Source organism: Methylocystis sp. L43 (assembly GCF_015709525.1).
Taxonomy (GTDB): domain Bacteria; phylum Pseudomonadota; class Alphaproteobacteria; order Rhizobiales; family Beijerinckiaceae; genus Methylocystis.
In genome coordinates this window covers 224,120-248,555 of the sequence record NZ_JADNRA010000034.1, presented here as the reverse complement: position 1 = coordinate 248,555, position 24,436 = coordinate 224,120, and the positions used below count along the sequence as shown (strand labels likewise).

Sequence of the window (24,436 nt, the reverse complement as noted above, 5' to 3'; positions counted from 1 at the left end):
GGGGCAATGATGACCAGGCTGCTGACGACGACGGCGATTTCAGGCGGCGTTCTTCTCGCGCTATCAACTCCTATGAACGCGCAGACGCCGCTGCCGCCGATCGAAGTGCGCGCGCCGAAGGCTTTCGAGCTCGGCCAGATTAAAGTCGGGGAACGTCGTCTTGGAGTCCCGACCAGGGTCGCTCAGCCCGGAGCCGGCGCCGGCGGGGCAGGCGCTCCGCCCCTCGCGTGGGTCCCGTCGGCAAAAACCGACAATGGTCCGACGCCCAGTCAGCATACCGACGCCTTCGGCGGCTACACCATCACCAACAGACAGATGGAGACCTTTGCGCGCCCGACGCTCGACAGCGCGGTCAATATCGCGCCGGGCGTCAATAGTCAGATCTCGGGCAATTCCCGCAACGAGCAGAATATCTATGTGCGCGGTTTCGATCGCTGGCAGGTTCCGCTCACCGTCGATGGCGTTCGCGTTTATCTGCCGGTCGACAACAGACTCGATTTCGCGCGCTTTCTGACCGCCGACATCGCCGAAGTGCAAATCGCCAAGGGCTATGTCTCGGTGCTCGACGGCCCCGGCGGCATGGGCGGCCAGATCAATCTGGTGACGCGCAGACCGACTCGAGAGATTGAAGCCGAATGGCGCACGCGCTTCGAATTTGGTCGCGACGGCGCATTCCTGGGACCGATGACCTACGGCTTCGCTGGAACGAAGAAGGATCTCTACTACGCGCAGCTCAGCGGCACTTTCCAGAACTACGATGGCTGGATGCTGCCCGCGAGCTATCGCTCGACTCTCGCTCAGGGACCGGGCATGCGCGGTCAATCCTATACGCAAGACTACAATGTCAATGCGCGCGTGGGCCTCACGCCGAATGCGACCGACGAATATTCCCTAAGCTTCAGCCGCCAAGAGGGCCAAAAGGGCGCGCCGCTTCATACGACCGATCCCATCGCCTCGCAGCGCTTCTGGCGATGGCCGTATTGGCGGGTCCAGAACCTCTATTTCCTGTCGAGAACTCAGCTCAATGAAGCCGCCTATGTGAAGACGCGCGGCTATTGGAGCAAGTTCGACAATTCGCTCGTCTCCTATGACGATACTTCCTTCATCAATCAGTCGCTGCCTCGATCTTTCAACAGCGCATACGCCGATTATGCGCTCGGCGCAGAGGTCGAGGCGGGCGCGCAGATCGGCGACATCGACACGCTGAAAGCGCTGTTCTTCTATCGCCTCGACAATCATTCCGAGTGGCAGGAGAATTTCGGGCAGAATTTTCGTGGCGCGCGCTCAGGCTGTGTGACCAGCGTGCCGTGCTTCACTCAGCCGCTGATCTCCAGCATCGAAGATACCTATTCGGCGGCCGTGGAGAACACATTCCATCCGAGGCAGGACATCGATATCGTTGCGGGCTTCAGCTATGATTGGCGGCATCTGCGCCAGGCGCAAGGCTTCGCCGTTCCGCAGGGCGTCATCGACTATCGGCCTATCGACGTGCAGGCGCCGAACTATCAGGGCGCAGCCATCTGGCGCTATAACGACACGGACCGAATCTACTTCAACGGCTCGAGTCGGACCCGCTATCCGACGCTCTTCGAGCGTTTCAGCACCCGCTTTGGCGGCGCGACGTCCAATCCGGCGCTCATGCCGGAGCGCGCAACCAATTTCGATCTCGGCTGGTCAAGCCTCTTCGCGCCCGGCAGCCGGGTGTCGATCGACGTCTTCTACAGCCTCGTCGACAATCTCATCCAAAGCGTGCCTGCGCCGCAATTCGGCGCCAATGTTACGCAATCTCAGAACGTCGGCGGCGGCAGATTCTGGGGCGCGGAAATCTCGGCGGATTATTTCGTGCGCGAGGATTTCTCGCTCGGCGGCAATGTCACCTTCATTCGACGGCGGGTCTATTCGCCGTCAATCGTCAATTTTCAGCCGACGGGGGTGCCCGACTTTAAGATGTTCCTTTATGCCGGCTACCGCCCCATTCCCCAGCTGACCTTGACGCCGAGCCTCGAAGTCGCTGGCGCGCGCTGGACGTCCATAACAAACGGCAATTGGTATTATCGGACCGGCGCCTTTTGTCTCACGAACTTCAACGCCGATTATACGCCGGGCGACAACATCAAATTTAGCGCCGGCGTGCGAAACGCGTTCGATGACTATTATGTGCTCGCCGACGGCTATCCGTCTCCCGGCCGCACCTTCTATCTCGCGTCGAAAGTGAACTTCTAGACGCGCTCGCCGCTGCGACGCACCGCAATATCGGCTGCGCTGCGCTCGCACGGCGCCGCGCCGCGCGATCGTCTATTTCAGCTTCGCGTCCCATGTCGGCGAATCCGGCGCGCGAAAATCAAAGTCCCAGGCAAATCTCCGGATGAGATTGTAGCCGATCAGGAAAGAAACATCGCGGCCTAGCGCGGCGCGCAAGGCGCCGAAGTCGTAGGAGATCGCGTAGAGGTCGCGCAGGACGCCGCCTTCGCCCAGATCAAGCGACTTGATTTTGTAGACCTTCAAGGAAATGCGTTTTCCGCCGACGCCGCTCGCCCGGGCTTTGGCCTTCACGGCCGTGAACAGCCCCTTGTGCTTGCGTATGAACTGCTGATCGACGGCCGAGACTTCCGCGCCTGAGTCGAAGAGGCCGATCGCAGCCGTCTTGCCGAAGCGCAGGTCGATCCCGACAAGACGTTTATCGGGTCCCAGCCGACGAAATGGCTTGGGGCGACCGCTGCCCGTCGCGTCTCCGAAAAAGACGAGTTCGCGACGATCGATGTCGAGGCTGAATCGTGCGCCTTTGAAAAAATCCAGTCCCAAAAGATCGTCAGCGTCGCTCGCCCGACAGCGCGTGACCTCATATTTCGTCCGCGCGATGTTGTTGCCTTCATCGGCGACGAGTTCGACATTCTGCGCTTCGACCTCATCGCAGCCCATCGTCGCGCCCGACGCCCCCGTGGAGAGGCTTGCGCCGAGCACCGGCAGGTCCTTGTTCCAGGGCGCCTGCCTGAGGCGCGTGCTCGAGGCCCCCGTGTCAAGGCGCATGTTTCCCATGACATTGCCGATGCGGACCGGCAGGTAGATGCGCCCGCCGGAATATTGATCTTCGGTCACTGTCAGCGGAATGACGGAACGGCTCCTCTCGGCGCCGACGGCGGCGAACGAAAACAACAGCGCAGCAAAAAAGAAAAGACCCGCCGATCGAACAAGCTTCATGGGCTGCTTTCCGTTCTCGAACGTTCAGCGCTAAGAAACGCGTCTTGAGCTTCCCGCGCAAGCTCCACGCCTTCGCCTTTGTAACGGGGCGAGTAGTGGAACGTCACCAGCCGCTTCACGCCGGCGCGGCGCGCGATCGTTCCCGCCTGACGCGCCGTTAGATGTCGCCGCTTGGACGCGGCGGCAGAGTCGCGCTCCAAAAATCCTCCTTCGATGAAGAGCGTGTCGGCGCCGTCCGCGAGCTTTACGATTCGTTCGATGTTGCGCTCCGTGTAGGCGCAATCGACGACATAGGCGATCTTGCGGCCCGACGAGATCTTCATGATCTCCTTCTTGAGCATTCCGAAGGGTAGGGCGTTGGGCTCCTCGCCTGTCGCATCGGCCCAGGCGACTTTGATGAGGTCCGCGTCATCAGCGCCGCGAAGCGTCGCCTCTTTAAACGCCCGCAGCCATGGGCCCACGGCGAGACCCAATGCGTCGAGCTTGTTGCGCCAAATGTTGATATGCGCGCGCTCCTCCAGCGCGAAAGCCAGCACCGGAAGGCCATGATCCAGCGTCGTGGCGCGAACCTGCATTCCGGACTCTTTCAGCAGCAACCCCTCGCTCGATCGACTCTTCTCTTCGTCGCGCCGCGCAAACCGCGTTCGTCCGGAAAACGAAGCGGAAGCAGCGCGCCCGGATTCGTCCATTTCAGTCACCCGAAATGTCAGATTGCCCTCGTAGCCGCCGATGAGGTTCCAGGAATAGGCTTTGAGCTTATGCTCCACCGCGTCGATGATCCCCGGCGGTCCGTGAACGCCAAGCGTCATTTCCCGCCCAAGCAGAGCCGCAGCAGCTGATCGAAGCCCGCGAAGTGATCCATATGCAGATGCGTCACGAAGACGTCGCTGATTCGCAGCATCTTACGGGGCGATAGCCGCCCAAGATCGCCAAGATCGAACAGCATCGCCCGCTTTTCGAACACGAGATCGACGTAAAGACCCGGATCGTCAAACGGATCGTTGATCAGCGCGGGGTCGAAATGGCGCGGCACGGCTCTCTTGCTCTCATTGGCGCGCCAAGCAAAAGCTGATGCGCGCTGGCGCCCGACGCCGCCGATGGAATATAGTTGCGCTTCGCGATCCCTCTAGCCGCGAGCCTGAGGGCAGATCTTAAGAGGTCCTCGATGATCACTCGCCGGCTGGGCGCGAACGGCCCCATCGTATCTGCTATCGGCCTTGGCTGCATGGGCATGTCGGCCTTCTATGGCGCGTCGGATCGCGCGGAAGCCGTCGCCACCATTCACGCCGCTCTCGACGCTGGCGTCACCTTGCTCGACACCGGCGATTTCTACGGCATGGGCGACAATGAACTGCTGATTGCGGAGGCCTTGCGCAGCCGCCCGCGCGATGCGGCGATTCTCAGCGTCAAATTCGGCGCCCAGCGCGATCCGGACGGAAACTGGATCGGATTTGATGGGCGGCCGTCCGCCGTGAAGACGTCGCTCGCCTATAGTCTGAAGCGGCTTGGCGTCGATCATCTCGACATCTATCGTCCGGCGCGTCTCGATCCGAGCGTGCCGATCGAGGAGACTGTCGGCGCCATCGCCGACATGGTCAAGGCGGGCCATGTGCGGTTTATCGGACTCTCGGAAGTCGGAGCGGAGACGATCCGCCGCGCGGCCGCCGTACATGCAATCGCCGATCTGCAGATTGAATATTCGCTGGTTTCGCGCGGGATCGAAAAATCGATCCTTCCGACGTGCCGCGCGCTCGGGATCGGCCTCACCGCCTATGGCGTCTTGTCGCGGGGCCTGATCAGCGGCCACTGGCAAGCCGGCGCGCACGCGGGAAGAGGAGATTTTCGCGCGAGCATTCCGCGCTTTCAGGGCGAAAATCTCGAAAAGAATTTGGCGCTCGTCAACGAAATCAAGCGCATCGCCGACGCCAGGGGCGCAACGGTCGCGCAGGTCGCCATCGCCTGGGTTTTGTCGCGCGGCGACGACGTCGTGCCGCTCATTGGCGCGCGGCGGCGCGACAGGCTCGCCGAATCGCTCGGCGCGCTCGCTCTGACGCTCGATCGCGAGGAGCTTTCCGCCCTGGAGAATCTCGCGTCCTGCGTCGCCGGAGCGCGCTACGCCGAGGCGCAGATGGCGCATCTCGACAGCGAAGGGCGTTGAAGGGCTGCTCAGGGGGCGGAGGCCGGATGGCGACCGACGAGGGCGGCCGAAGTCCGCCATTCGAGATTTCGGCGCGGACCCGAACGCCACCATCCGTCAAATCGGCTCGTCACAATTATCGGCTTGCTATTTGCGCCTAATCGGCAAAGATTCCGCTTTCCTCATCTCACCATGGAAGCCTTAGATGCAGCGACAGTTTGACTCTTTCGTTTCAGGCGCCCCCGATGTCCTCGCCGTTCACTGGGGCTGGGTCATCGCCCTGGGAATATTGATCGGGGCGCTGGGAATCCTCGCGATCATCCGAGCCAGGATGGCGACGTTCATCGCGGTCGGCTTTCTTGGCGCGCTGCTCATCGTCAGCGCGGTGTCGGTTCTCATCTTCGCCTTTTCGGCCGCGGGCCTGTGGACAGATTTCTTCGTCCACGTCATCTGGGCGGTTCTTTTGGCGATCGTCGGAATCATGCTGCTGACGCGTCCGGCGATCAGCGCCGAGGCGATCACGCTTCTCATCGCCTTCTATTTCATCGCCGAAGGCATACTCGTCATCGGTTTTGCGCTGACCTCCCAGATCGACGGTCTGTGGATGTATCTCCTGCAGGGCGGCGTCGCGCTGCTGCTGGGCGCGCTGTTGGTGACCGGCTGGCCGTTCACCGGGCTTTGGGCGATCGGAACCTTCCTGGGCATCGATTTGCTGTTCAAAGGATGGGGAATCATCGCTCTCGGCTTTGGCCTTCGGGCGATCTCGGAAGGCGCTCTGCTTTAAGCGTCTGGACGGGCGCGCGAGCGCCCGTCAGCCTCGATCGGCGCGTCGGGTCGCGGCCGTAATCAGGCGGGAGCCGAACACGGCTCCCTGCCGCGCCTTTGTCTTCAAGGCGCGCACTCGCCAACGAGATCAGTAAAACCGATTGTGCGATGGCCGCGGAGCGCGTCCCGGCGGCTCGTCCTTAAGCTCCAGTCGATCGGACCATCGCCGAGTCGGCCTACAAATATTTGCGGCCGCTGAGAGCATGGTACCGCCACCCCGGCTCGAACGGGGGACCCCCAGATCCACAATCTGGTGCTCTAACCAACTGAGCTATGGCGGCATTAAGCGGCGCGAACCTAAAAGCAAGCGTTCGCGATTGCAAGCCTTCGCAAGGGCGCCGTCAAGCGTCGCCAGGCGCGCCGGTTGGGCCGGCGAGCGCGCGTTCGCCGAGCCGGATGAGCGCGTCGCGCAGGCCTTCCTCGGCGACGCCCTCTGCCGCCTGGATGGCGCGCGCGCGCGCCGCTGAATCGGGCTTGGGCGCCCGGGCAAGGCTCGGCCGAAACGCGGTTACGGGGATTATGGCTTCCTGTCGCAGCGCGATCCGCGCGACGCAGCGCCAGCCAAGATGCGCATTGACCCGATCGATGATCGTCGGGGCGAGATGCTGCGCTTCAAGTCCAAAGCCCGGGTCCACCCGCAGCACGAGAGTCGCCGGCTCGCGCGGCGTCTTTTCGCGGCGCTTCCCGGGCGACGGGTCGGCCGGCTTCGCCCGGCGCTGCGGCGGCCACTGCAGCGAGGCGGGCGCGCAAATTCGCGCAATTCGGGCGCCGACGATCTCGCGCCAGCATAAGAGCAGCGAGGCTTCGCCAAAGCCGCGCGCGGCGATGAGCGGGTCGAGTTCGCGCGCAACATAATCCGCGAGCGAGCGCGCTTTAAAGCCTTTGGCGCGCATGGGGAGGCTCATGGGACTTGCGGCGACGCCGCCCTCCTTGCCGGGGCGAGGCTTCGCCCTCTATCAATCGCTCTCATGATAAAGCCTCGCGCGAGATCGACCAAACCGGGCGCGGCGCTGCTCGCCTGGTACGACGCCCATCGGCGCGAACTGCCCTGGCGCGCGCGGGCCGGGGAAGCGCCGGACCCCTATCGGGTCTGGCTTTCCGAAATCATGTTGCAGCAAACGACCGTCGCGACGGTGAAGGAGCGCTATGCGGCGTTTCTGGCGCGCTGGCCGGCGATCGAGGATCTGGCGCGCGCCTCGCTCGACGACGTTCTCGCGCAATGGGCGGGGCTCGGCTACTACGCCCGCGCGCGCAATCTGCACGCCTGCGCCCGCGCGGTCGTGGATTCTGCCGGCGGATTTCCGCGCGAGGAAGCGGCGCTGCGCCTTCTTCCGGGCGTTGGTCCCTATACGGCGGCGGCGATCGCCGCCATCGCTTTCGATCAGCCCTGCGTCGCCGTCGACGGCAATGTCGAACGCGTTATCGCGCGTCTTCACGCGATCGAGACGCCGCCGCGCAAGGTTGCCTCGCTCGTTCGCGAAAAGGCCGCGGCGCTCATGAGCCCCGCGCGCCCCGGCGATTCCGTCCAGGCGCTGATGGAGCTCGGCGCGCTTGTTTGCGCGCCGCGAACGCCTGATTGCCCGGCCTGTCCGCTGTCGTCTTTCTGCGCCGCGCGGCGTCTCGGCGCGCAGAACGACTACCCGGCGCGAGAGGCCAAGGGGCCGAAGCCCAGACGCCGCGGCGCGATCTTTATCCTGCGGCGCGGCGACGAGGCGTTGCTCCTACGCCGGCCGCCGCGCGGGCTTTTTGGCGGCATGAACGCCTTTCCGTCGACGCCTTTGACCCAGGACATTGCCGTCGCGGAATTCTCGGGTTTCGCGCCCTGCGCGGCGCGGTGGCGCGCGCTCGAAGAGCCGGTGACGCATATTTTTACGCATTTCGCGCTGGAGGCGACAGTGTTCGTCGCGCAAACGCGCGCCAAAGCGGCGCCTTCAGATTGCCGCTGGGCGGCGCGCGCCAATCTCGGTAAAGAAGGATTGCCCACCCTCATGCGCAAGGCCGCCGCTCGCGCCGGACTTATCGACGCATGAGACTGCGAGGCTGGAGGGAGCGATGGCGCGACGCGCAGGCGGCTATCAGGTCGAAGTGACAGAGGGCGCGATTCGCGTGCGCCGCGCCGGGAAAACGCTCACCATCCCCGCCGCGCCGCCGGACGGCGAATCTGAAGAAGACGCCGATTTCATCGTGCGCCTCGACGACCTCGAACATTGGGACGCGCCCGACGATGAAACCCCGATCGGCATCGAGGAGCTGCAGAAAATTCTCGACGCGGTCGAAAAGCAGCTCGAAAAGCACGGTTTGAGCGCGGATTTCGAATAGCGCGCCGTTCTCAAACTTGTCAGATCGCCCAGCCGAGCGAACGCTCGACGGCCTTTTCCCAGGATGCGATCAGGCGCGCCCGTTCCTGCGGCGTCATATCAGGCGTAAAACGACGCGATTCTCGCGTCTGCGCGGCGATGTCATCCAGGCTTTTATAAGCGCCGACGGCGAGGCCCGCCGCATAAGCGGCGCCGACCGCCGTCAACTCCAACTGGCTGGGCCGGACGACCGGCGCGTCGATGAGGTCGGCCTGAAACTGCATCAACAAATCGCTCCCCGCCATGCCGCCATCGACCTTCAGCGCGCTGATCTCAACGCCCGCATCGGCGATCATCGCCGCGAGAACTTCGCGGGTCTGAAACGCCGCGGCTTCGAGCGCCGCGCGGGCGATATGGCCCTTATTGGAGAAACGCGTCAGCCCGGCGATGATCCCGCGGGCGTCGCCACGCCATCGCGGCGCAAAAAGACCGGAGAATGCCGGCACGAAATAGACGTCGCCATTGTCCGGCACGCTTCTCGCGAGCGCCTCGATCTCGCGGCTCTCTTTGATGATCCCGAGATTGTCGCGCAGCCACTGCACCAGAGCGCCGGCGATCGCGACCGAACCTTCCAGCGCGTAACAGGGTTTCGCGTCGCCAAGCTGATAGGCGAGCGTCGTCAGCAGGCCTTTGGTCGATATGCGCGGCGTCTCGCCGACGTTCATCAGCAGAAAACAGCCGGTGCCATAGGTGTTCTTGGCGTCGCCAACCTCGACGCAGGCTTGCCCGAGCAGCGCGGCGTGCTGGTCGCCGAGCGCGCCGGCGAGCGGAACGCCGGCGAGCGCGCCGACGCATTCCCCATAGACCTCGCTCGACGAGCATATTTTCGGCAGGCAGGCTGCGGGAATGTCGAAGATCCGCAGCAGCTCTCCATCCCATTGCAGGGTTTCGAGACTCATCAGCTGCGTGCGCGAGGCGTTGGTCGCGTCGATGAGATGGCGGCCGCCGCGGGGGCCGCCAGTCAAATTCCAAATGATCCAGGAATCGATCGTGCCAAACAGCGCCGCGCCCTGCGCCGCCCTCGCTCGGGCGTCGGGGATTTCGTCGAGAAGCCAGGCGAGTTTGAGCGCGGAAAAATAGCTCGCGAGCGGCAGGCCGGTTTTTGCGCGGACCAGATCGCCCAACCCCTGCGCCGCGATCCGGTCGACGGCGGCTTGCGTGCGGGTATCCATCCAGACGATCGCGTGATGAAGCGGCGCGCCGGTCGCCGCATCCCACAAGAGGGTCGTCTCGCGCTGGTTGGTGACGCCGACGGCTGAGAGGTCGCGGGCCGAGACGTTGGCCTCGGCCAGCGCCGCGGCGATCACGGTCTGCGCGTTGCGCCAAATCTCGGCGGCGTCATGTTCGACCCAGCCGGGGCGGGGATAGATTTGCCGGTGCTCGCGCTGCGCCTGGGCGACGATCCCGCCGTGACTGCGCATGACGATAAAGCGGGTGCTCGTGGTGCCCTGATCAAGCGCGCCCAGGAGTTTGGACATTCATAACCCTCTGATGAACGGAAGTTTCAGCCTCGGTTCAGCGCGTTCGCCGTAACTCGAAACGGTTCCACCAATTCTCAAAAGGAGGATGCTCCATGAGATCGGCAGCCGTCAAAACCCTCTCGGCGCCCGTCAAGCCGGCCCTCGCCGCGCTTCTTTTCGTTCTCGCTTCGAGCGCATTCGCGCCAGAGGCTTCCGCGCTGCCGGGGATTGATCGCGCGCCCGCGGCTCAGCTGGGTCAGGACCTCGAGAAGGCGCGCTGGGTGTGCGGACCTTACCGGTGCTGGTGGCAGCCTGGCTATGGCTGGGGCGGCGGCTACGGCTGGGGTGGTCCCCGCTGGGGAGGCGGCTATGGTTGGCGACGCCCAGGCTGGGGCGGACCAGGCTGGGGTGGACGCGGCGGCTGGGGCGGACCGGGCTGGGGCGCACGCGGCGGCTGGGGTGGCGGCGGCTGGGGACACCGTCACTGGTAGGAAAGATTTAACCCAAGATGTGCCCCGAGATCAGGAGCCGCGGACGTCGTTCGCGGCTCATTTTTTTACACTTGCCGGGAGACCAGTTCGTCCAAAATGTAGCTGATAAACCGGCATGGTCCTTGCCAATCAGAACCCATCGGCGCGGGTCTGTCCGAAAGGCGACACGCGAGAGTTGGCAAACGGCAGGAGATGTTGTAACCTACTGATACGAAAGGTAGTTTGCAATCTTTCCAAAGAAGGGAAATTTGCAACCTTTCCAGAAAGTAGTTTGCAACCTTTCCAAACTAGGCTAAGTGATGATCGTCTGTTCGTGCAACGTCCTGTCGGACCGCGATGTGCGCGATACGCTTGGGCCACGCGGTGACCGGCCATCGGTTTCAGCTGTGTTCCGGCATATGGGCTGCGAGGCGAAATGCGGGCGCTGCGTGCGCAGCATTGTCGCCATCGTCGACCAGCACGCCGCGAGAGGATTGGATGAGTGCTCGGGGAGCGGCGATTGTGAAGGCTGTCGCGCCGACGAATTGGCGGCGTAAGTCTATTTTCATGGAAAGGATGCGGACATGCGCGGTGACGCGAAGGTCATCGACTATCTCAATCGCGGGTTGCGCGCAGAATTGACGGCTGTCAATCAGTACTGGCTGCATTTCCGCATTTTCCACAATTGGGGTTTTCTCGAACTCGCCAAGAAGTGGCGGGAAGAGTCGATCGAGGAGATGCGTCACGCGGATCATTTCGCCGAGCGCATTCTCTTCCTTGAGGGCTTCCCGAATATGCAGGTGCTCGATCCGCTGCGTATCGGCCAATCCGTCGAGGAGATCGTCAAGGCGGACCTAGAGACCGAGTTCGCCGCCCGCGAGCTGTATCTCGAAGCCGCGGCCTATTGTCTCTCGATCAACGATCGCGTTTCCGAGCAGCTTTTCGAAGCCGTGGTGAAAAGCGAGGAAAAGCACATCGACTTCCTCGAGACGCAGCTTGAGTTGATCAAGCAGCTCGGCGTCCAGCTTTACTCGCAAAAGCACGTCGGCGAGTTGCACTCCTCCTGACCGAGGGCCGCGCCATCGACCGCCGCAGGATGCTCACGCGTCCGCGGCGGCGGTCATTCCATCACCGCCGCCTTCAGAATACACACCATCGTCGCCTGAGCCGGCGTTTTGCCGAGGTTGCGGATGACGTGCGGACGGTCGCAGCGGTAGCGCAGGGTTTCCCCAGCTTTCACGCTCGACTTCGCTCCGGCGACCTCGACCTCAAGCTCGCCTTCGCGCACCGACAGACTCTCGACGGAACCGCGCTGATGCGCCTCGGATTCCAGTGCGCCGCCGGGCGCGGCGGCGAATTCATAGCACTGCAGCCATTCGACGGTCTTGATCCAGCCGATGATCTCGAGCCGGCATTTGCCGTCGTCGGACACCAGGATGGGCGTGTCGGCCTTGCTGGTTTTCTCGAGGAAGGGTCCGTCCTCCGTCGTCTGCAAAACCCGCTCGATTGAGACGTCGAGCGCCTGAGCGAGACGCCAGATGGTGGCGAGCGTCGGATTGGTTTCATTGCGTTCGATCTGGCTGATGATCGACTTGGCGACTCCAGACTGCTGAGAGAGTTCGGAAAGCGACAAATTATACGCTTTCCGAAGCCGCTGCACGGTCGCGCCGAGCTGACCGGAAAGCGCCAGCGCGCCCGCCTCTAACATTTTTTGCTTGTCCTGACCTTCGACGCCCATCATCCCCAGCGCTTCAGCCGCGCCCGTACGTTTTCAGAATCGATCGGCAAGATAGCCGACTGCGTTCGAAATATCGAACAGCGACCTCTTGCGTCTGCGAGCGCCCGCGACGGCCATGTCATCTAGCTGTGATGCGAATCTGGTCAATCAGGCCAAGCGGCGAAGGCGAGAGGCGAACAGCTCATGCTCGACAGAAACGCCAGGGTGAAGGTTTCCCAAGCGGTGCGCTCCAACACAGCGCAGATGTCGGATCCGGCAAGTGAACATGCAATGAAGCGCTATCGGACGCTGTTTTTGTCCGATCTGCATCTGGGCGCCCGCGGCGCCCAGGCTGAACTGCTGGTCGATTTCCTCAAACATAACGACGCCGACACGTTCTATCTTGTCGGCGACATCGTCGACGGCTGGCGGCTGAAAAACGGCTGGTACTGGCCGCAGGCGCATAATGACGTGATCCAAAAGCTGTTGCGCAAGGCTCGAAAGGGCGCGCATGTCATCTACGTGCCGGGCAATCATGACGAATTCGCCCGCGAATACACCGGTCTCAACTTCGGCGGCGTCGATGTCGTCGACCACGCGCTGCATAAAACCGCCGACGGCAAGACCATGCTGGTCATCCACGGCGATCAGTTCGACATCGTCGTGCGCAACGCCCGCTGGCTCGCCTTCTTCGGCGACTGGGCCTATGATTTCGCCATCGTCGTCAACACGTGGTTCAACCGTGCGCGGCGCATGTTCGGCGTCGGCTATTGGTCGCTCTCGGCCTGGGCGAAGCTGAAGGTCAAGAACGCCGTCAATTTCATCGGCGATTTCGAAAACGCGCTAGCGTCCGAGGCGGCCCGGCGCAACGTCGACGGGGTTATCTGCGGTCATATCCATCACGCGACGATCAAGACGATCAGCGGCAAGCTCTACGTCAATACCGGCGACTTTGTCGAAAGCTGCACCGCGATCGCCGAACATGACGACGGCGCATTTGAGATTTTGCGGTGGCACAAGACGGCGGCCGAACGCGAGGCGGCGGACGCTGTCGAGCGCGCCAAGGTCATGCCCGAGAGAGCGGCGGCGGCTTGATGAGAATATTGGTGGCGACGGACGCCTGGCGTCCGCAGGTGAATGGCGTCGTCCGGTCGCTTGAAACCATGGCGCAGTCAGCCCGCGCGCTGGGCGCCGAGATCGACTTTTTGACCCCGCGCGACTTCAATTCGCTGCCCATGCCGACCTATCCCGAAATCGCGCTGGCGCTCGCTTCGCCGCGCGCCGTTCGCCGGCGGCTCGAAGATGGTTATGATCACGTCCATATCGCGACGGAAGGGCCCATCGGCCTTGTGACCCGCGCGGTCCTGCTGAGGGCGCGCCGCTCTTTCACCACGAGCTTTCACACGCGCTTCCCCGAATATATTCAGGCGCGTTTCGGACTGCCCGTCGGGGTCGCCTATGCGGCGTTGCGCCGCTTCCATAACGCCGGGGCCGGCGTGATGGTGTCGACGCCGAGCCTGTCACGTGAATTGTCGGAGCGGGGATTTCGGCGGGTCCTGCGCTGGTCGCGCGGCGTGGACCACGCGCTGTTCACCCCCGATGCGGCGTCGCCGCTCCCCTATGAGCGGCCGATTTTCCTTTACGCCGGGCGCCTCGCCGTGGAGAAAAACATCGAGGCGTTTTTGTCGCTCGATCTGCCGGGCACGAAGCTTGTCGCCGGCGACGGACCGGCGCGCGCGGGGCTCGAAGCCAAATTTCCACAGGCGAAGTTCCTCGGCGTCAAAACGAGCGCCGAACTTGCGGCGCTCTACGCCGCATCTGACGTCTTCGTTTTTCCGAGCCGCACCGACACGTTCGGCATCGTGCTGCTCGAAGCCATGGCCTGCGGCCTGCCGGTCGCAGCCTATCCGGTCACGGGACCGCTCGACGTCATCGGGGCGAGCGGCGCGGGCGCGCTGAACGAGGATCTAGGGACGGCCGCGCTGGCGGCGCTCGACATCGGCAGGGAGGCGGCGCGCGCGCATGCGCTGACCTTCACCTGGGAGAATTGCGCGCGACAGTTCCTCGACAATATCGCTTATGCGCGCGGCGCGGCCGCGCTCGGCGGCGTCGGCCTTGAGGCGTTGCGCGAAACGAGCCAGGCGTCTGCCGAGGACCGTCGATCGGTGAAAAAGCGGCAGCCTGTCCAACCCTGACCCTCGCCATTTCAGCGCTTGCAATTGTCATCGCTGGAGACAAGAGAGCGAAGCCGCTATGGTCGCGCCGCCGCAATCCCCGCGCGGCGCAGCGGAGCGTCTTCTTGAACCTTTCGCCTGAAGAAATCGAACGCTACGCGAGGCATCTCGTGCTGCGCGACATCGGCGGGCCGGGCCAGGGCAAGCTCAAACAGGCGCGGGTTCTCGTCATCGGCGCCGGCGGCCTCGGCGCGCCGCTGCTGCAATATCTCGCCGCGGCGGGCGTCGGGGCGCTCGGCGTCGTCGACGACGACGCGGTTTCACTGTCCAACTTACAGCGCCAGGTGATCCACGCCACGCAGGACGTCGGCCGCCCCAAGGTCGAAAGCGCGCAGGGCGCCATCGCGCGCCTCAATCCGCATGTCCTCGTCGAGCCGCATGCGCTGCGACTCGATGAGACGAACGCCCGGGCGCTGATCGCGCGCTACGATGTCGTGGCCGACGGTTCGGACAATTTCGCGACGCGCTACCTCGTCTCGGACGCCTGCTATTATGAAAGAAAGCCGCTCGTGACGGCGGCGCTTGGCGGCTTCGACGCGTCGCTGACGACGCTGCGGCCCTTCGACCGCGGCCCCGACGGCGGCCCCAATCCGACCTATCGCTGTCTCTTTCCGACGCCCCCGCAGGCGGGAGAAATCCCGACCTGCGAGGAAGCCGGCGTTCTCGGCGCGCTTGCCGGAATGGTCGGCGCGATGATGGCGCTCGAAGTCGTGCGCGAGATCGTCGGATTCGGCGAGGGGCTGGTCGGCCGTCTGCTGCTCATCGACGCGCGCGGCATGCGGTTCGAGACCGTCCGCTACGCCTTCGACCCGGAAAATCCGCTCAGCGGCGGCGGCGCGCAATCATGAATGCGCTCCATAAGGCTCCACTTCGGCGGAAATCCGCTAAAGCGCCGCGATGACGGCGATCTCGACTTTGTAGGCTGCCGCCACGAGCTTCGCTTCGACGGTGGCGCGCGCGGGCGGATTGGCTTTGTCGACCCATTCGTCCCAGACGCCGTTCATCTCCGCAAAGGTCGCGATATCGGCAAGGTAAATCGTCGCCGACAGGATGTTCGCCTTGGCGCTGCCGGCTTCGGCGAGAAGCGCGTCGATCTGCGCGAGAATTTCGCGCGTCTGATCGGCGACCGACCCGCCCTTGGTCTTGTCGGCCACTTGGCCGGCCGTATAGACGGCGTTGCCGCGAACGACGGCCTGGCTCATACGCGGCCCTGCGCCGATCCTTTTAATGCTGCTCATCTCGCCTCCCTGCGTGCCGCGCTGGTCGGGACGAAACCTAGGAAAACCGGGCGGCGGCAGCAGTATGTATACTAGGAGACGGATGCGGGTCGAGTTTGGCGAAGCACAAGCCAGTGCAGCGAATTAGTCCCGCTGCGAGCGTCCGGCCACCGAAAGCTCCCGCCGCAAGGGCCGCGCTTGGCCCCCTATTTGGCGTAGACGTTCAGCGACGCTTCCCGCGTCTCGATTGAGGAGCGCGCTCGAAGCGAGCACGCTAGGTTGTTGGATCAGCTGGGCTATTCCAACAAAGTCGCCATTGCGGTCACGCAAAGGCAATTTGGCGCCAGGCGCCAGGCCTTGGTCCAACAAATCCGCCGCGACGGCGAGGAGAATGTTGGCGAGCTCCTGGCTGCGCGAGATCGAATCCCCGGCAAGCGCCGAAGCGCTACATTCGATTGTGAGCTGAAAATGCATAATGCAAGGCTCCTAATATTCAGACAACGCAACCGCTAGGCGACAAGAGCCTGCGTCTACAATTACCTCTTTTCGAGACGCCTCACAATCGGTCCCACCAAATCACGCGGCCGAGCGCTTTGAAGTTCCGGTGCGCAAGATCCCTGGACCGGGGCCGGACGGGCGCAAAGCGGGCGGCCGAGATCATCGTGAGGAGCCGGCAAGCGCTGAGTCCGTGCTGCAAGGGGTGCTGCCATTTGATCTGTCGCGAGAGGCCATTCGTTTTGTCGCGCTACAACATCTCGCCACCCTTGCGGGTCTGGACAAGTCGTTGCGCGCTTTCTATAAGCCCGACACATCGCGTCCGCGCGAGCCCAGGTAGCTCAGTTGGTAGAGCATGCGACTGAAAATCGCAGTGTCGGTGGTTCGATCCCGCCCCTGGGCACCATTTAGATCAATGAGTTAAAGCAGAACGCCGGCGTGTGGGGACACTTTTTCGGCCGACGTTCGCGAGTTTGACTGCTAGCGTTCCCCGTAAATTCGAGCTTGCCGAGCGCCCGCGTCCGCAGGCCAAGAATGCGGCGGATCGATCGAGGTCTGACGTGACGTCGCGCAGCGTCCTTCCCAGCGCGGTCCTCAAGGATTACGCTCCACGCCTCCGACGGCAGGCGGCGAGAGCGTCAATCCCTCGCGTAGCAATGGGATCGGGAATGCGCTTCATCACGACGCTGCCTGTGGCGGCGATAGCGTTTATCGTGACGGTATCGCGCGCGGACGCGGCTGACTGCGTTGCGCCGCATTCCATCAGACAGGTGCGAAACGGCTCGGGACCATGGATGGAATTCGTCAGATTCGACATCAATGGCTCGCCGAACAGGCCCTTTCAGGTGACGCAGACGCGTCCGCCCTTCGTCGCCGATCCCAGCGGCCGCCCCGTGCGCGTCTCAGGCGACAAATTCAAAAAAATCACCTTCAAAACCGTCTATTGGACCTGCACGATCGGAGAGCGCTTCTCGCTGCCGCGCCGCGCAGTCAGAGACGTGAAAAGGCTTAGGCAGTTCGAAGGCGTCGTCGAATATGTTGTCGGCTATAACGCCGCATCGGTTTACGCCGGCGCGCGAGTTTACCCGTTTCGGTCGAACTGGCGTGTTGTTCTGCGGTTCCGGAATGCGGCGTTTCTGGCAAGATAGCGGAATCTGGCCGGGCCGGGCCGATCATGGCGACACGCCGTCGTCGACCCTACCCTGAACCGATCGATCATGGATCAATCGACACAACGACGCCGTATCGTGCCGTAACGTCGGTAATAATAACATCGGCGTCGCCGACGGATAAACACCCTTTCCACCTTCGCATTTGCGACATCATCGCCGGTGGCGACAGCCGCTGAAGGCGCTTCGCCTACCCCGCTTTTGACGAAGTCTCGAGAGGAGCTGAAAAACGCGCGAGACGAAGACACCGACATGCCTAAGGTGGCACTCGCCGACGCTAGCAAGAAGCGCAGGACCATTCGTCGTTCCATGACATCCCTCCCATCAACTTGGCGCTCCATGCGTTTGATGAATTCGCCGATCCAAAACTGAACTGAACCAGCACGAATTGGCGCTGGCGACACTTGCGCCATTCTACCTCTCGCCAATAGAAAGCCTGTTTCTCCTGTCGCAAGGACGGCGATCGCCGGCAAGCAAAGCAACTGTGTGTCCAACGCCCATAACCTTTCGCTCAAGCTCATGTTTGAGCGGACAGGCGATGCATGAACATTCCTTTATTGAGTTCAGCGCTGTGGCGACGCCCGTACGAATGATCGTCTCGCGGGCAGGATTTTTGACTCGAATAAACAATCTGCCGTTGTCATTAATCAGCAGAGCAATCGTTTCCACTTCGGGCCAGATTTCTTGATCGTCAGAAAGCCTCCGTACGTATGAAACCCTGGGTGCTTCGCCAGCCCGAAAGATTTCAAACGTGAAGCACGACATCGGATTCTCCTCGGTGAGGGGCCGAAAAGCGCGCTGCCGTTCCGCTGCGCGATTGCTCATCGTGACGTTTCAGGACTGAACTTTGCCACATGCAGCTGCAAATGGAAAACTGATATTCTCTAAGTTTCAAATAGGTTTAAACGATGGAATGGCCTTCGAACGTTGCGGAGCGCGACGTCTGAATAGAGCCGGTTCAATGTCGTGACGACGACCAAGGCGGGCGTGCGTCAAGCTTGGTCGGGTGTCGCCCAGGCGACCGGGCTGCGCGTCGTTAGCGCCATCAACCCAATGCGCTGCAGTCTAGAATAAATGTAGGCGCTTACTGCCGACCTTCGCCGTCTTTGAACAGCGAGGCCCATCCGCGCCCCTCGATGCTTTCTGATCTTCCCGACTTCGTCGAGCTGATGTTCTCGCTCATGCTGGCAAGCGTTTCTGAAAGGTAAGCGATATGGTCGTGCCGATCTTTTCCTTTGGCGATAATCCGATCTGGTTCAAGCTCCTGATCGTCTCCATCTGCCTCTATTTCCTCGGTCACGCCATGCGCGGCGAACGCTTTTACAAGATCGGGAGTTTCGTGCGCGCGTTGGGAATCTTCGCATTCATTCTATCGGGGCTCGCCTTTCTTTTTTCGCTTACCTCCTTTTGACGCCGTTCGGCACGAACAATCCGGCCAACAACCCGATCAAGGCTCCCAATGGCCCGGTGACGAAGGCAGATGTCATCACGATCTCAAGATCCTTATCGTGCGTATTGCCAGACAAAAGCGAAATGAGAGTTCCCCCAAGGATTGCGCCAGCAGCATAGCCGGCCAGCAGGCCCAATATGGCGAAGATGACTCTACGCATTTTGGCTTCTCCTCTGGCCTGCGCTCGAGAGACGTCTCCGTCTATTAGACGAGCGCCGGCACATGCGGGAGGCGACAAATCAGAATTGCGTTGCCGGCATCATTCCGGCGGCCGCATGGTCCATTCGCGATCCTGGCCGCGTCCGACGCGCAGATGGCGTTGATCGTCGCCGCAACACGCTAAACGGACTGATAATCCCGACGTTTTCAATAGGCAGTTAGGGCTGATCGCGTAACGCCTTGATTTTCAAAGGTCAGCATGCGGCTGAAAATCGCAGTGTGAGTGGCGCGATCGCCCCTGGCGCCTAGAAAGAGCGGCGTAGTGGCGCGAGCCATGGAAGTTCATCTCCGATCAAATGTCGGTTTTGATCGGATTGTGGCGCCGGCGTATATCGCGAGAATTGGTTAACGGCGCGGATTTAGCTATATTGGCGGAACGCAGCCGAGGACGGTGATCGCCCATGCCTCCCAGAATTCGACAAATCCTGATCATATTTGCCTCAGCAGCGGCTGGGGCCGGCCTTGCCGGATGCGCCAGCACGCAGACGCCTGCGACGCTGAGCGCCTCCGCCGTTGCGCCGACGCCGCGTAGCGATCCTGCCGCGCCGGGGGGACGCATCGACGCCGTCGCCGTCCAAGGCGGCAATCTCTACGGCGAGATGAAGGACGCCGGCTTCATCGTTCCGGCGGTCAGACCCGGCCTCGTCGATGCAGCATTCCATCGCACCAACGTCGCCTACTCGACCAGAGAAGCTCCAGGGACGATCGTGGTCGATCCCGCCGGACACTATCTCTATTACGTCGAGGCGGGCGGCCGGGCGACCCGCTACGGCATCGGCGTTGGTCGCGACGGTTTCGCCTGGTCAGGGGAAGCGACGATCAAGAGCAAGCAGGAATGGCCGGACTGGTATCCGCCAAAGGAAATGATCGAACGCAGGCCAGACCTCAAAAAGCAGCTGGTTGAGCTGCAAAGCGGTCTTGGCATGCATGGCGGTCCCAGCAATCCGTTGGGAGCCCGCGCAATGTATCTCTGGCAAGGGGACCGAGATACGCTCTTTCGCATCCACGGCACGAATGAGCCATGGACGATCGGGAAGAGCCAATCGTCTGGCTGCATCCGGATGATCAATCAGGACGCGATGGATCTCTACCAAAAAACGACCCCTGGAACCCGAGTCGTCGTTCTTCCCGCCAAAGTGGCGCGCCGGTAGCCCCGGCTAAAGCCGTTCCAGCCGGTTGCGGATGGGATTTGGGCGGCGCCCCTGATGATCTCGCGCGTTAGCCCGCTATCCGCCAGGCGCTCACGCCTGCAACGGAAATCCCGCGGGCGTGCGAACGCCGCTCATTCCGCCAGAGCAGGTTTACGAAAAAGTTGACGAACTTTTTCGATGAGAACCTGCTGCGCCAATTTGATCTTGAACGATTCCGTATCGATCACATGATTTCATGCGATCGGGAAGCGCTCATGGCCGGATAGTCCGTGTAACCCTCGGGACCTTTCGTATAGAAGGTCGCCGGCTGGGGTTCATTCAACGCCGCATGCCTGCGAAGACGCTCGGGCAGGTCCGGATTGGCGATGTAGAGCTTGCCGAACGCCACCGCGTCGGCGTCGCCCGCGGCGATCGCGGCTTCAGCTGTCTCTGCGGCATAGCCCTCATTGACGATATAGGCGCCGCCGAATTCCTCCTTGAGAACGCGTCCGAGCGCGTCGGGTCCCGCATGTTCGCGGGCGCAGATGAAGGCGACGCCGCGCTTGCCGAGTTCACGCGCGACATATCCGAACGTCGCCGCAGGGTCGGAATCGCCCATCGAGTGGGAATCGCCGCGCGGCGCCAGATGCATGCCGACGCGGCCTGGCCCCCAGACGGCGATAGCGGCGTCGGTCGCTTCAAGCATGAGGCGCGCGCGGTTTTCGACCGAGCCGCCATAGCGATCCGTTCGCCTGTTCGCGCTGTCCTGGAGAAACTGGTCGAGCAAATAGCCATTGGCGCCGTGCAACTCCACGCCGTCGAAACCGGCCGCTTTGGCGTTTTCAGCGCCGCGCCGATAGGCCTCGACAATTTCCGCGATCTCGGAAAGCGCGAGGGCGCGGGGTATCGGATAGGGCTGGTAGGGGCGCAACAGGCTCACATGTCCGGCGGGCGCGATCGCGCTCGGCCCGACAGGAGGCGCGCCGTTGAGGTAGATGGGATGCGAGACGCGGCCGACATGCCAGAGCTGCAGCATGATCCTTCCGCCAGCATCGTGAACCGCCTCCGTGATCCGTCTCCATCCGTCGGTCTGCGCCTCCGACCAAATCCCCGGCGTGTCGGGATAGCCGACGCCCATCGGCATGATGGATGTCGCTTCAGTGAGGATGAGCCCAGCGGAAGCGCGCTGCACATAATAATCCTTCATGAGCGCGTTGGGGACGCGCCCTTCGCTGGCGCGGCAGCGGGTGATAGGCGCCATGATGATGCGGTTCGGCAATTCCATCTCGCCGATGCGCACGGGTTGAAACAAGATCGACATTTGGATGCTCTGCCTATCTGAGGACCTAATTTTCAGGAAGGAATTCACGTGCTCGGCTCCGCGCGCCGAGCTTTACAAACGCCAAGCATCGTCTCAGCCTAGCTTTTGAACCGATGAGACAAGCCTGAAAGCTTCTACGGGATTTTCCGAGCCTGACAATGCCGCGCGAGGCGTCTGATGCGAACATCGAAAGACTGGAGTGAAAGATGAGCAAGACCCTTCTCAGCGACTGGACCCTCGTCGCTTTCAAACAAAGGGAGGAAGAGCGTCGTGGAGAAGAAAATCGTCGCGTAACAGAGCAGGTTCAGACGGCCTCGTTCGCGCCAGCCGAGGTGCCGCCGCGCGACAACGAGACGCTGCGCAGCGAGTGGACGATCGCTGCTCTGCAGAAACGATTTGCCGCTCTGGAGCAAAGACTCGCCGCTGTGGAACAAAGTGAAGAAGAGCGCCGGCGATCTGACCTCGTCGAGGCCGCGGCGCGCGCCCGGCGAGAGGAAGAGCAGGAACAGATCGTTTTGGGGACCTCGACTGACACAGCTCCTGATCAGAGTCAGGCGCAATGGCAGGAGGTCGAACAACCGCAATTTGTTCAGGCCGAGGTTGAACCGCGAGAGGCAGAAGCGATCTTACACGCCCACGAGCAAGTGTTTGAACGAAACGCGCCCGAGATTGCAAAAGAAAGTCAAGGATACAAAAGCCGTTTCGAAGTGCATCCGGCTCGCCGTCGCGGAATCTTTCGGACGATGGTCTACAGGTTCGTTTCTGTCGTCATCACGGCTTTGATCGCCGCAGCGATCGGTTTCGGGATCGCCATTTTCACCGTGCCGATCGAGAAAGCGACGCAGTTCCATACTTACGTAAATCGCGCGCTCGACGGTCTGCACAACAAATACCGAGTCGAGCGGCGCACGCCTCCCGCTCCTCAACCCGATCAGGGACGTTCGTCATCCCCTGGTGGATCTCGCTGAGACGGGCAAGAACGTAGATAAGAGTAATGCTACAAGCAGGAATTGCGTCAGCGTGCGAATTTCGCGCCGCTTAGTCGGCCGCTTGGAGCAATGCAGCTTCAAGCGCGGCGTCGAGATATCGCCCGACCTCAGTTACGCGTTCATCGTCGAACTGCCCGAAGAGCGATGACGGCTGGTCATATTCGAAGACCGACCTCCCATCTACATCTTCAAACAGCACGACGCGTAGCGGGGCATAGAGAGCAGCGGCGAGACGATGACGCGTCATTTTGGATGCGGTTAAGGGATTGCCAATCTCGTATTGAATCGCGTTGCGGCGTTCTCCAGCGATATGCAGCAAGGCGCCATGGTCCCGGACGAGGAAGATCGATAGCTTTGGACCGGCGTCTTGGTAAACTTTGGCCGCTTGCTCGTCGCTCTGGCTCAACTGTTCGACGATTTGCGCATCGAGCTCCGGCAGCACAGCTTCGAGTTTTTCACGAACCTGCGCAAACGTCTTTGCCAAGCGAATCTTGATGTGCTTGATGGCGACTGTTTTTGCCGTGATCTCTGCTTTCGTCATCATGCCTTCTCCTGCTTCGTTATGCGTTGCAGTTGGAATATGAGCATCATGAACGCTGAGGCTAACAAAACGGCTCGCTGTATACGTCCGAAAGGAAGCGAGGGCCCTCTGCCAAACTCGGAACCGAGCCAATGCCTAAGACCTACGACGCCATCGTCATCGGAGCAGGACAGAACGGTCTCACTTGCGCCTGCTATCTCGCCAGCAGGGCTTTCGGCGTCGCAGTTCCGACTGGATCGTCGGGAGCGGCTTAGTTCGTGCAGCGTTCGGATAGAAACTTCGCGTCGATCGTAAAGCCTGAGCGAGTCCCCTTCGCGGTTGCCTTGGACTGCGCGCGATACCAGCTCTGGAAATCGCCGGTGAACAGCAGGCTCGTGACGTCGCGCGCGTCCTTTGGGCCGCATTCGATCGTGACGATGATCTGATCACTCGCGTGCGTAACGGAAGGCTTCGCGCAACTTTCGTCCTGGGCGCCGATGATGCTGTCGCCCTCTTCGATGCAGACGTCATTGGTCTGCAACCCGATCTCCGGCGAAATCGTCGAAATGCGCCAAAGGCCTGGCCGGCGCTTCGGCAGTTCAGCGTCACCTGCAAATGCAGGCGAATGCGCGCCCGCAAACAGCAAGAGAGCGACGACGAGTCCGGAGGCAAAAAGTTGCGGGCGTTGCATCTCCATTCCTTATCGCGAAAGCGCAGGGCGATCTACGTGCTGCTGGCGCCGTGGCCAATGGCTGCCGCTGTTTCCCGGTGCCAACAGGAGATTGTCCTGTTGCATCTCTTAGCCTGACGAACATAGGCTTTGAAAGAATATATGCGACGGGGTTCGACTGATGAGATTACCCAATCAAAGACGGATCGGTCGCTGCCTTGCGCTTGTCGCCGGAGCAATGCCTTTCGTCTTTCCGTCAGTGGCCTCAGTCTTCGCAGCCGAATTGTCGCGCGCGCAGGTCGAGCAAAGGGTCGCCGAAGCGCAGGGTAAGCCGATCGATCTTTCAAATCTCGATCTCTCCGGCGTCGATCTGTCCGACCTCAACATGCATGGCGCAGACTTCTTCTCCACCAAGCTCGCGGGCGCGAAGCTGGCGAAGGCCGATCTGTCGGGCGCGAATTTCACGCGCGCCGATTTGCAGGACGCCGACTTTTCGGACGCGGTGATGAGAGGCGCAACGCTCTATGCCGCGCTTCTCGACGGCGCGAATTTTGACCACGCCGACCTCTCGAATGCGCGCATCATTGGCGGCGGCAAGGGCGTGAACTTCCACGATGCAAAGCTGATCGGCGCGGATCTCGGCGCCGATCCCGCCAATCAGGGCATGGTTCCCGTGCGCGCCGAACTCCCCGACGCCAATTTCGACGGGGCGGACCTTACGCGCGCCAATCTCACCCATGCTGTTCTTACCGGCGCCAATTTCACCGCGGCGATCGTCACCGGCGCACGATTCGACTATGCGGTGCTCGACGGCTCGAACCTTTCTCTCGGGCGCTGACTCCTGCGGCGTCGTTGCCA

General features: G+C 62.0%; 30 protein-coding genes and 2 tRNA genes. 18 read left to right on the top strand and 14 right to left on the bottom strand.

What is annotated here, in order from left to right:
- Window positions 1-9: 9 nt before the first annotated feature.
- The gene (locus tag IYX23_RS15940) at window positions 10-2,223 is read left to right on the top strand and encodes a TonB-dependent receptor (protein ID WP_196393533.1); all 2,214 of its coding nucleotides are present in this window, start codon (window positions 10-12) and stop codon (window positions 2,221-2,223) included.
- 72 nt (window positions 2,224-2,295) lie between these two features.
- On the opposite strand, the gene IYX23_RS15935 is transcribed toward IYX23_RS15940, so the two are convergent.
- Genes IYX23_RS15935 through IYX23_RS19965 form a run of 3 tightly spaced genes read right to left on the bottom strand, consistent with a single transcriptional unit; the run spans window position 2,296 to window position 4,231 of the window.
- A complete protein-coding gene (locus tag IYX23_RS15935; protein ID WP_196393534.1) occupies window positions 2,296-3,198 on the bottom strand; it encodes a hypothetical protein in 903 nt (300 codons plus the stop codon).
- A complete protein-coding gene (locus IYX23_RS15930; protein ID WP_210330654.1) occupies window positions 3,195-4,007 on the bottom strand; it encodes an MBL fold metallo-hydrolase in 813 nt (270 codons plus the stop codon). The genes IYX23_RS15935 and IYX23_RS15930 overlap by 4 nt, the downstream gene beginning before the upstream one ends.
- Window positions 4,004-4,231, bottom strand: coding sequence for an MBL fold metallo-hydrolase (locus IYX23_RS19965; protein ID WP_210330655.1), 228 nt, complete (start codon window positions 4,229-4,231; stop codon window positions 4,004-4,006). The genes IYX23_RS15930 and IYX23_RS19965 overlap by 4 nt, the downstream gene beginning before the upstream one ends.
- A gap of 132 nt (window positions 4,232-4,363) precedes the next feature.
- Between IYX23_RS19965 and IYX23_RS15925 the strand changes: the two genes are divergently transcribed.
- The gene (locus IYX23_RS15925) at window positions 4,364-5,356 is read left to right on the top strand and encodes an aldo/keto reductase (protein WP_196393535.1); all 993 of its coding nucleotides are present in this window, start codon (window positions 4,364-4,366) and stop codon (window positions 5,354-5,356) included.
- A 184-nt stretch (window positions 5,357-5,540) separates the two neighbouring features.
- Window positions 5,541-6,119 (top strand): DUF308 domain-containing protein, encoded by a 579-nt coding sequence (locus IYX23_RS15920; protein WP_196393536.1) that lies wholly within the window; start codon window positions 5,541-5,543, stop codon window positions 6,117-6,119.
- A 245-nt stretch (window positions 6,120-6,364) separates the two neighbouring features.
- On the opposite strand, the gene IYX23_RS15915 is transcribed toward IYX23_RS15920, so the two are convergent.
- Both IYX23_RS15915 and IYX23_RS15910 read right to left on the bottom strand, forming a co-directional pair.
- Window positions 6,365-6,441: transfer RNA gene (locus IYX23_RS15915), tRNA-His, on the bottom strand.
- A 60-nt stretch (window positions 6,442-6,501) separates the two neighbouring features.
- Window positions 6,502-7,053: a DciA family protein gene (locus IYX23_RS15910; RefSeq protein WP_196393537.1), complete on the bottom strand. Its 552-nt coding sequence runs from the start codon at window positions 7,051-7,053 to the stop codon at window positions 6,502-6,504.
- A 75-nt stretch (window positions 7,054-7,128) separates the two neighbouring features.
- Here IYX23_RS15910 and IYX23_RS15905 point away from each other — a divergent pair, with 75 nt between their 5' ends.
- Window positions 7,129-8,190: an A/G-specific adenine glycosylase gene (locus IYX23_RS15905; protein ID WP_196393538.1), complete on the top strand. Its 1,062-nt coding sequence runs from the start codon at window positions 7,129-7,131 to the stop codon at window positions 8,188-8,190.
- Between the two features lie 22 nt (window positions 8,191-8,212).
- Window positions 8,213-8,479: an Imm74 family immunity protein gene (locus IYX23_RS15900; protein WP_018406673.1), complete on the top strand. Its 267-nt coding sequence runs from the start codon at window positions 8,213-8,215 to the stop codon at window positions 8,477-8,479.
- A 19-nt stretch (window positions 8,480-8,498) separates the two neighbouring features.
- Here the strand turns inward: IYX23_RS15900 and glpK are convergent, their stop codons facing one another.
- Window positions 8,499-9,995: a glycerol kinase GlpK gene (glpK, locus tag IYX23_RS15895; protein ID WP_196393539.1), complete on the bottom strand. Its 1,497-nt coding sequence runs from the start codon at window positions 9,993-9,995 to the stop codon at window positions 8,499-8,501.
- Between the two features lie 95 nt (window positions 9,996-10,090).
- Between glpK and IYX23_RS15890 the strand changes: the two genes are divergently transcribed.
- From IYX23_RS15890 to bfr, 3 genes are all read left to right on the top strand, one after another.
- On the top strand, window positions 10,091-10,468 hold the full coding sequence (locus IYX23_RS15890) for a hypothetical protein (protein WP_196393540.1): 378 nt from the start codon (window positions 10,091-10,093) through the stop codon (window positions 10,466-10,468).
- Between the two features lie 299 nt (window positions 10,469-10,767).
- Window positions 10,768-11,004, top strand: a complete 237-nt coding sequence (locus IYX23_RS15885) for a (2Fe-2S)-binding protein (RefSeq protein ID WP_014891379.1) — start codon at window positions 10,768-10,770, stop codon at window positions 11,002-11,004.
- Window positions 11,005-11,031: 27 nt separating this feature from the next.
- Complete coding sequence (gene bfr, locus IYX23_RS15880; RefSeq protein WP_196393541.1) at window positions 11,032-11,514, top strand: bacterioferritin; 483 nt, start codon at window positions 11,032-11,034, stop codon at window positions 11,512-11,514.
- A 53-nt stretch (window positions 11,515-11,567) separates the two neighbouring features.
- Here bfr and IYX23_RS15875 read toward each other — a convergent pair whose 3' ends face one another.
- On the bottom strand, window positions 11,568-12,185 hold the full coding sequence (locus IYX23_RS15875) for an XRE family transcriptional regulator (protein WP_196393735.1): 618 nt from the start codon (window positions 12,183-12,185) through the stop codon (window positions 11,568-11,570).
- Between the two features lie 243 nt (window positions 12,186-12,428).
- Here IYX23_RS15875 and IYX23_RS15870 point away from each other — a divergent pair, with 243 nt between their 5' ends.
- The 3 genes from IYX23_RS15870 to moeB all read left to right on the top strand — a co-directional run bounded on the left by IYX23_RS15870 (window position 12,429) and on the right by moeB (window position 15,246).
- Window positions 12,429-13,259, top strand: coding sequence for a UDP-2,3-diacylglucosamine diphosphatase (locus IYX23_RS15870; RefSeq protein WP_196393736.1), 831 nt, complete (start codon window positions 12,429-12,431; stop codon window positions 13,257-13,259).
- The gene (locus tag IYX23_RS15865; protein ID WP_281431795.1) at window positions 13,259-14,359 is read left to right on the top strand and encodes a glycosyltransferase family 1 protein; all 1,101 of its coding nucleotides are present in this window, start codon (window positions 13,259-13,261) and stop codon (window positions 14,357-14,359) included. The genes IYX23_RS15870 and IYX23_RS15865 overlap by 1 nt, the downstream gene beginning before the upstream one ends.
- A gap of 104 nt (window positions 14,360-14,463) precedes the next feature.
- Window positions 14,464-15,246 carry a molybdopterin-synthase adenylyltransferase MoeB gene (gene moeB, locus IYX23_RS15860; protein WP_196393543.1) on the top strand — a complete coding sequence of 261 codons (783 nt, stop codon included), beginning with the start codon at window positions 14,464-14,466 and terminating at the stop codon, window positions 15,244-15,246.
- Window positions 15,247-15,282: 36 nt separating this feature from the next.
- Here moeB and IYX23_RS15855 read toward each other — a convergent pair whose 3' ends face one another.
- Entirely contained in the window at window positions 15,283-15,636 is a 354-nt protein-coding gene (locus tag IYX23_RS15855; protein WP_196393544.1) for a RidA family protein, read from the bottom strand.
- Between the two features lie 123 nt (window positions 15,637-15,759).
- The gene (locus tag IYX23_RS15850) at window positions 15,760-16,089 is read right to left on the bottom strand and encodes a hypothetical protein (protein WP_196393545.1); all 330 of its coding nucleotides are present in this window, start codon (window positions 16,087-16,089) and stop codon (window positions 15,760-15,762) included.
- Between the two features lie 351 nt (window positions 16,090-16,440).
- On the opposite strand from IYX23_RS15850, the gene IYX23_RS15845 reads away from it, so the two are divergent.
- Both IYX23_RS15845 and IYX23_RS15840 read left to right on the top strand, forming a co-directional pair.
- Window positions 16,441-16,516, top strand: a tRNA-Phe gene (locus tag IYX23_RS15845).
- A 262-nt stretch (window positions 16,517-16,778) separates the two neighbouring features.
- Window positions 16,779-17,258, top strand: coding sequence for a hypothetical protein (locus IYX23_RS15840; protein ID WP_196393546.1), 480 nt, complete (start codon window positions 16,779-16,781; stop codon window positions 17,256-17,258).
- A 435-nt stretch (window positions 17,259-17,693) separates the two neighbouring features.
- Here IYX23_RS15840 and IYX23_RS15835 read toward each other — a convergent pair whose 3' ends face one another.
- Window positions 17,694-18,044: a hypothetical protein gene (locus IYX23_RS15835; protein WP_196393547.1), complete on the bottom strand. Its 351-nt coding sequence runs from the start codon at window positions 18,042-18,044 to the stop codon at window positions 17,694-17,696.
- Window positions 18,045-18,498: 454 nt separating this feature from the next.
- On the opposite strand from IYX23_RS15835, the gene IYX23_RS15830 reads away from it, so the two are divergent.
- Window positions 18,499-18,690, top strand: a complete 192-nt coding sequence (locus tag IYX23_RS15830; protein WP_196393548.1) for a hypothetical protein — start codon at window positions 18,499-18,501, stop codon at window positions 18,688-18,690.
- On the opposite strand, the gene IYX23_RS15825 is transcribed toward IYX23_RS15830, so the two are convergent.
- On the bottom strand, window positions 18,677-18,889 hold the full coding sequence (locus IYX23_RS15825) for a hypothetical protein (protein ID WP_196393549.1): 213 nt from the start codon (window positions 18,887-18,889) through the stop codon (window positions 18,677-18,679). The two genes, IYX23_RS15830 and IYX23_RS15825, sit on opposite strands and share 14 nt — an antisense overlap.
- A 460-nt stretch (window positions 18,890-19,349) precedes the next feature.
- Here IYX23_RS15825 and IYX23_RS15820 point away from each other — a divergent pair, with 460 nt between their 5' ends.
- Window positions 19,350-20,099: a L,D-transpeptidase gene (locus IYX23_RS15820; RefSeq protein ID WP_196393550.1), complete on the top strand. Its 750-nt coding sequence runs from the start codon at window positions 19,350-19,352 to the stop codon at window positions 20,097-20,099.
- 223 nt (window positions 20,100-20,322) lie between these two features.
- Here IYX23_RS15820 and IYX23_RS15815 read toward each other — a convergent pair whose 3' ends face one another.
- Window positions 20,323-21,399 carry an alkene reductase gene (locus tag IYX23_RS15815; RefSeq protein ID WP_196393551.1) on the bottom strand — a complete coding sequence of 359 codons (1,077 nt, stop codon included), beginning with the start codon at window positions 21,397-21,399 and terminating at the stop codon, window positions 20,323-20,325.
- 332 nt (window positions 21,400-21,731) lie between these two features.
- Here IYX23_RS15815 and IYX23_RS15810 point away from each other — a divergent pair, with 332 nt between their 5' ends.
- Window positions 21,732-22,367: a hypothetical protein gene (locus tag IYX23_RS15810; protein WP_196393552.1), complete on the top strand. Its 636-nt coding sequence runs from the start codon at window positions 21,732-21,734 to the stop codon at window positions 22,365-22,367.
- A 70-nt stretch (window positions 22,368-22,437) separates the two neighbouring features.
- Here the strand turns inward: IYX23_RS15810 and IYX23_RS15805 are convergent, their stop codons facing one another.
- Window positions 22,438-23,061 (bottom strand): DUF302 domain-containing protein, encoded by a 624-nt coding sequence (locus IYX23_RS15805; RefSeq protein WP_246716863.1) that lies wholly within the window; start codon window positions 23,059-23,061, stop codon window positions 22,438-22,440.
- Between IYX23_RS15805 and IYX23_RS20550 the strand changes: the two genes are divergently transcribed.
- Entirely contained in the window at window positions 23,061-23,183 is a 123-nt protein-coding gene (locus IYX23_RS20550; protein WP_281431794.1) for a hypothetical protein, read from the top strand. The two genes, IYX23_RS15805 and IYX23_RS20550, sit on opposite strands and share 1 nt — an antisense overlap.
- Here the strand turns inward: IYX23_RS20550 and IYX23_RS15800 are convergent.
- The gene (locus IYX23_RS15800; RefSeq protein WP_196393553.1) at window positions 23,180-23,599 is read right to left on the bottom strand and encodes a DUF3617 family protein; all 420 of its coding nucleotides are present in this window, start codon (window positions 23,597-23,599) and stop codon (window positions 23,180-23,182) included. The two genes, IYX23_RS20550 and IYX23_RS15800, sit on opposite strands and share 4 nt — an antisense overlap.
- A 217-nt stretch (window positions 23,600-23,816) precedes the next feature.
- On the opposite strand from IYX23_RS15800, the gene IYX23_RS15795 reads away from it, so the two are divergent.
- Complete coding sequence (locus tag IYX23_RS15795; RefSeq protein ID WP_246716861.1) at window positions 23,817-24,416, top strand: pentapeptide repeat-containing protein; 600 nt, start codon at window positions 23,817-23,819, stop codon at window positions 24,414-24,416.
- Window positions 24,417-24,436: the final 20 nt, after the last annotated feature.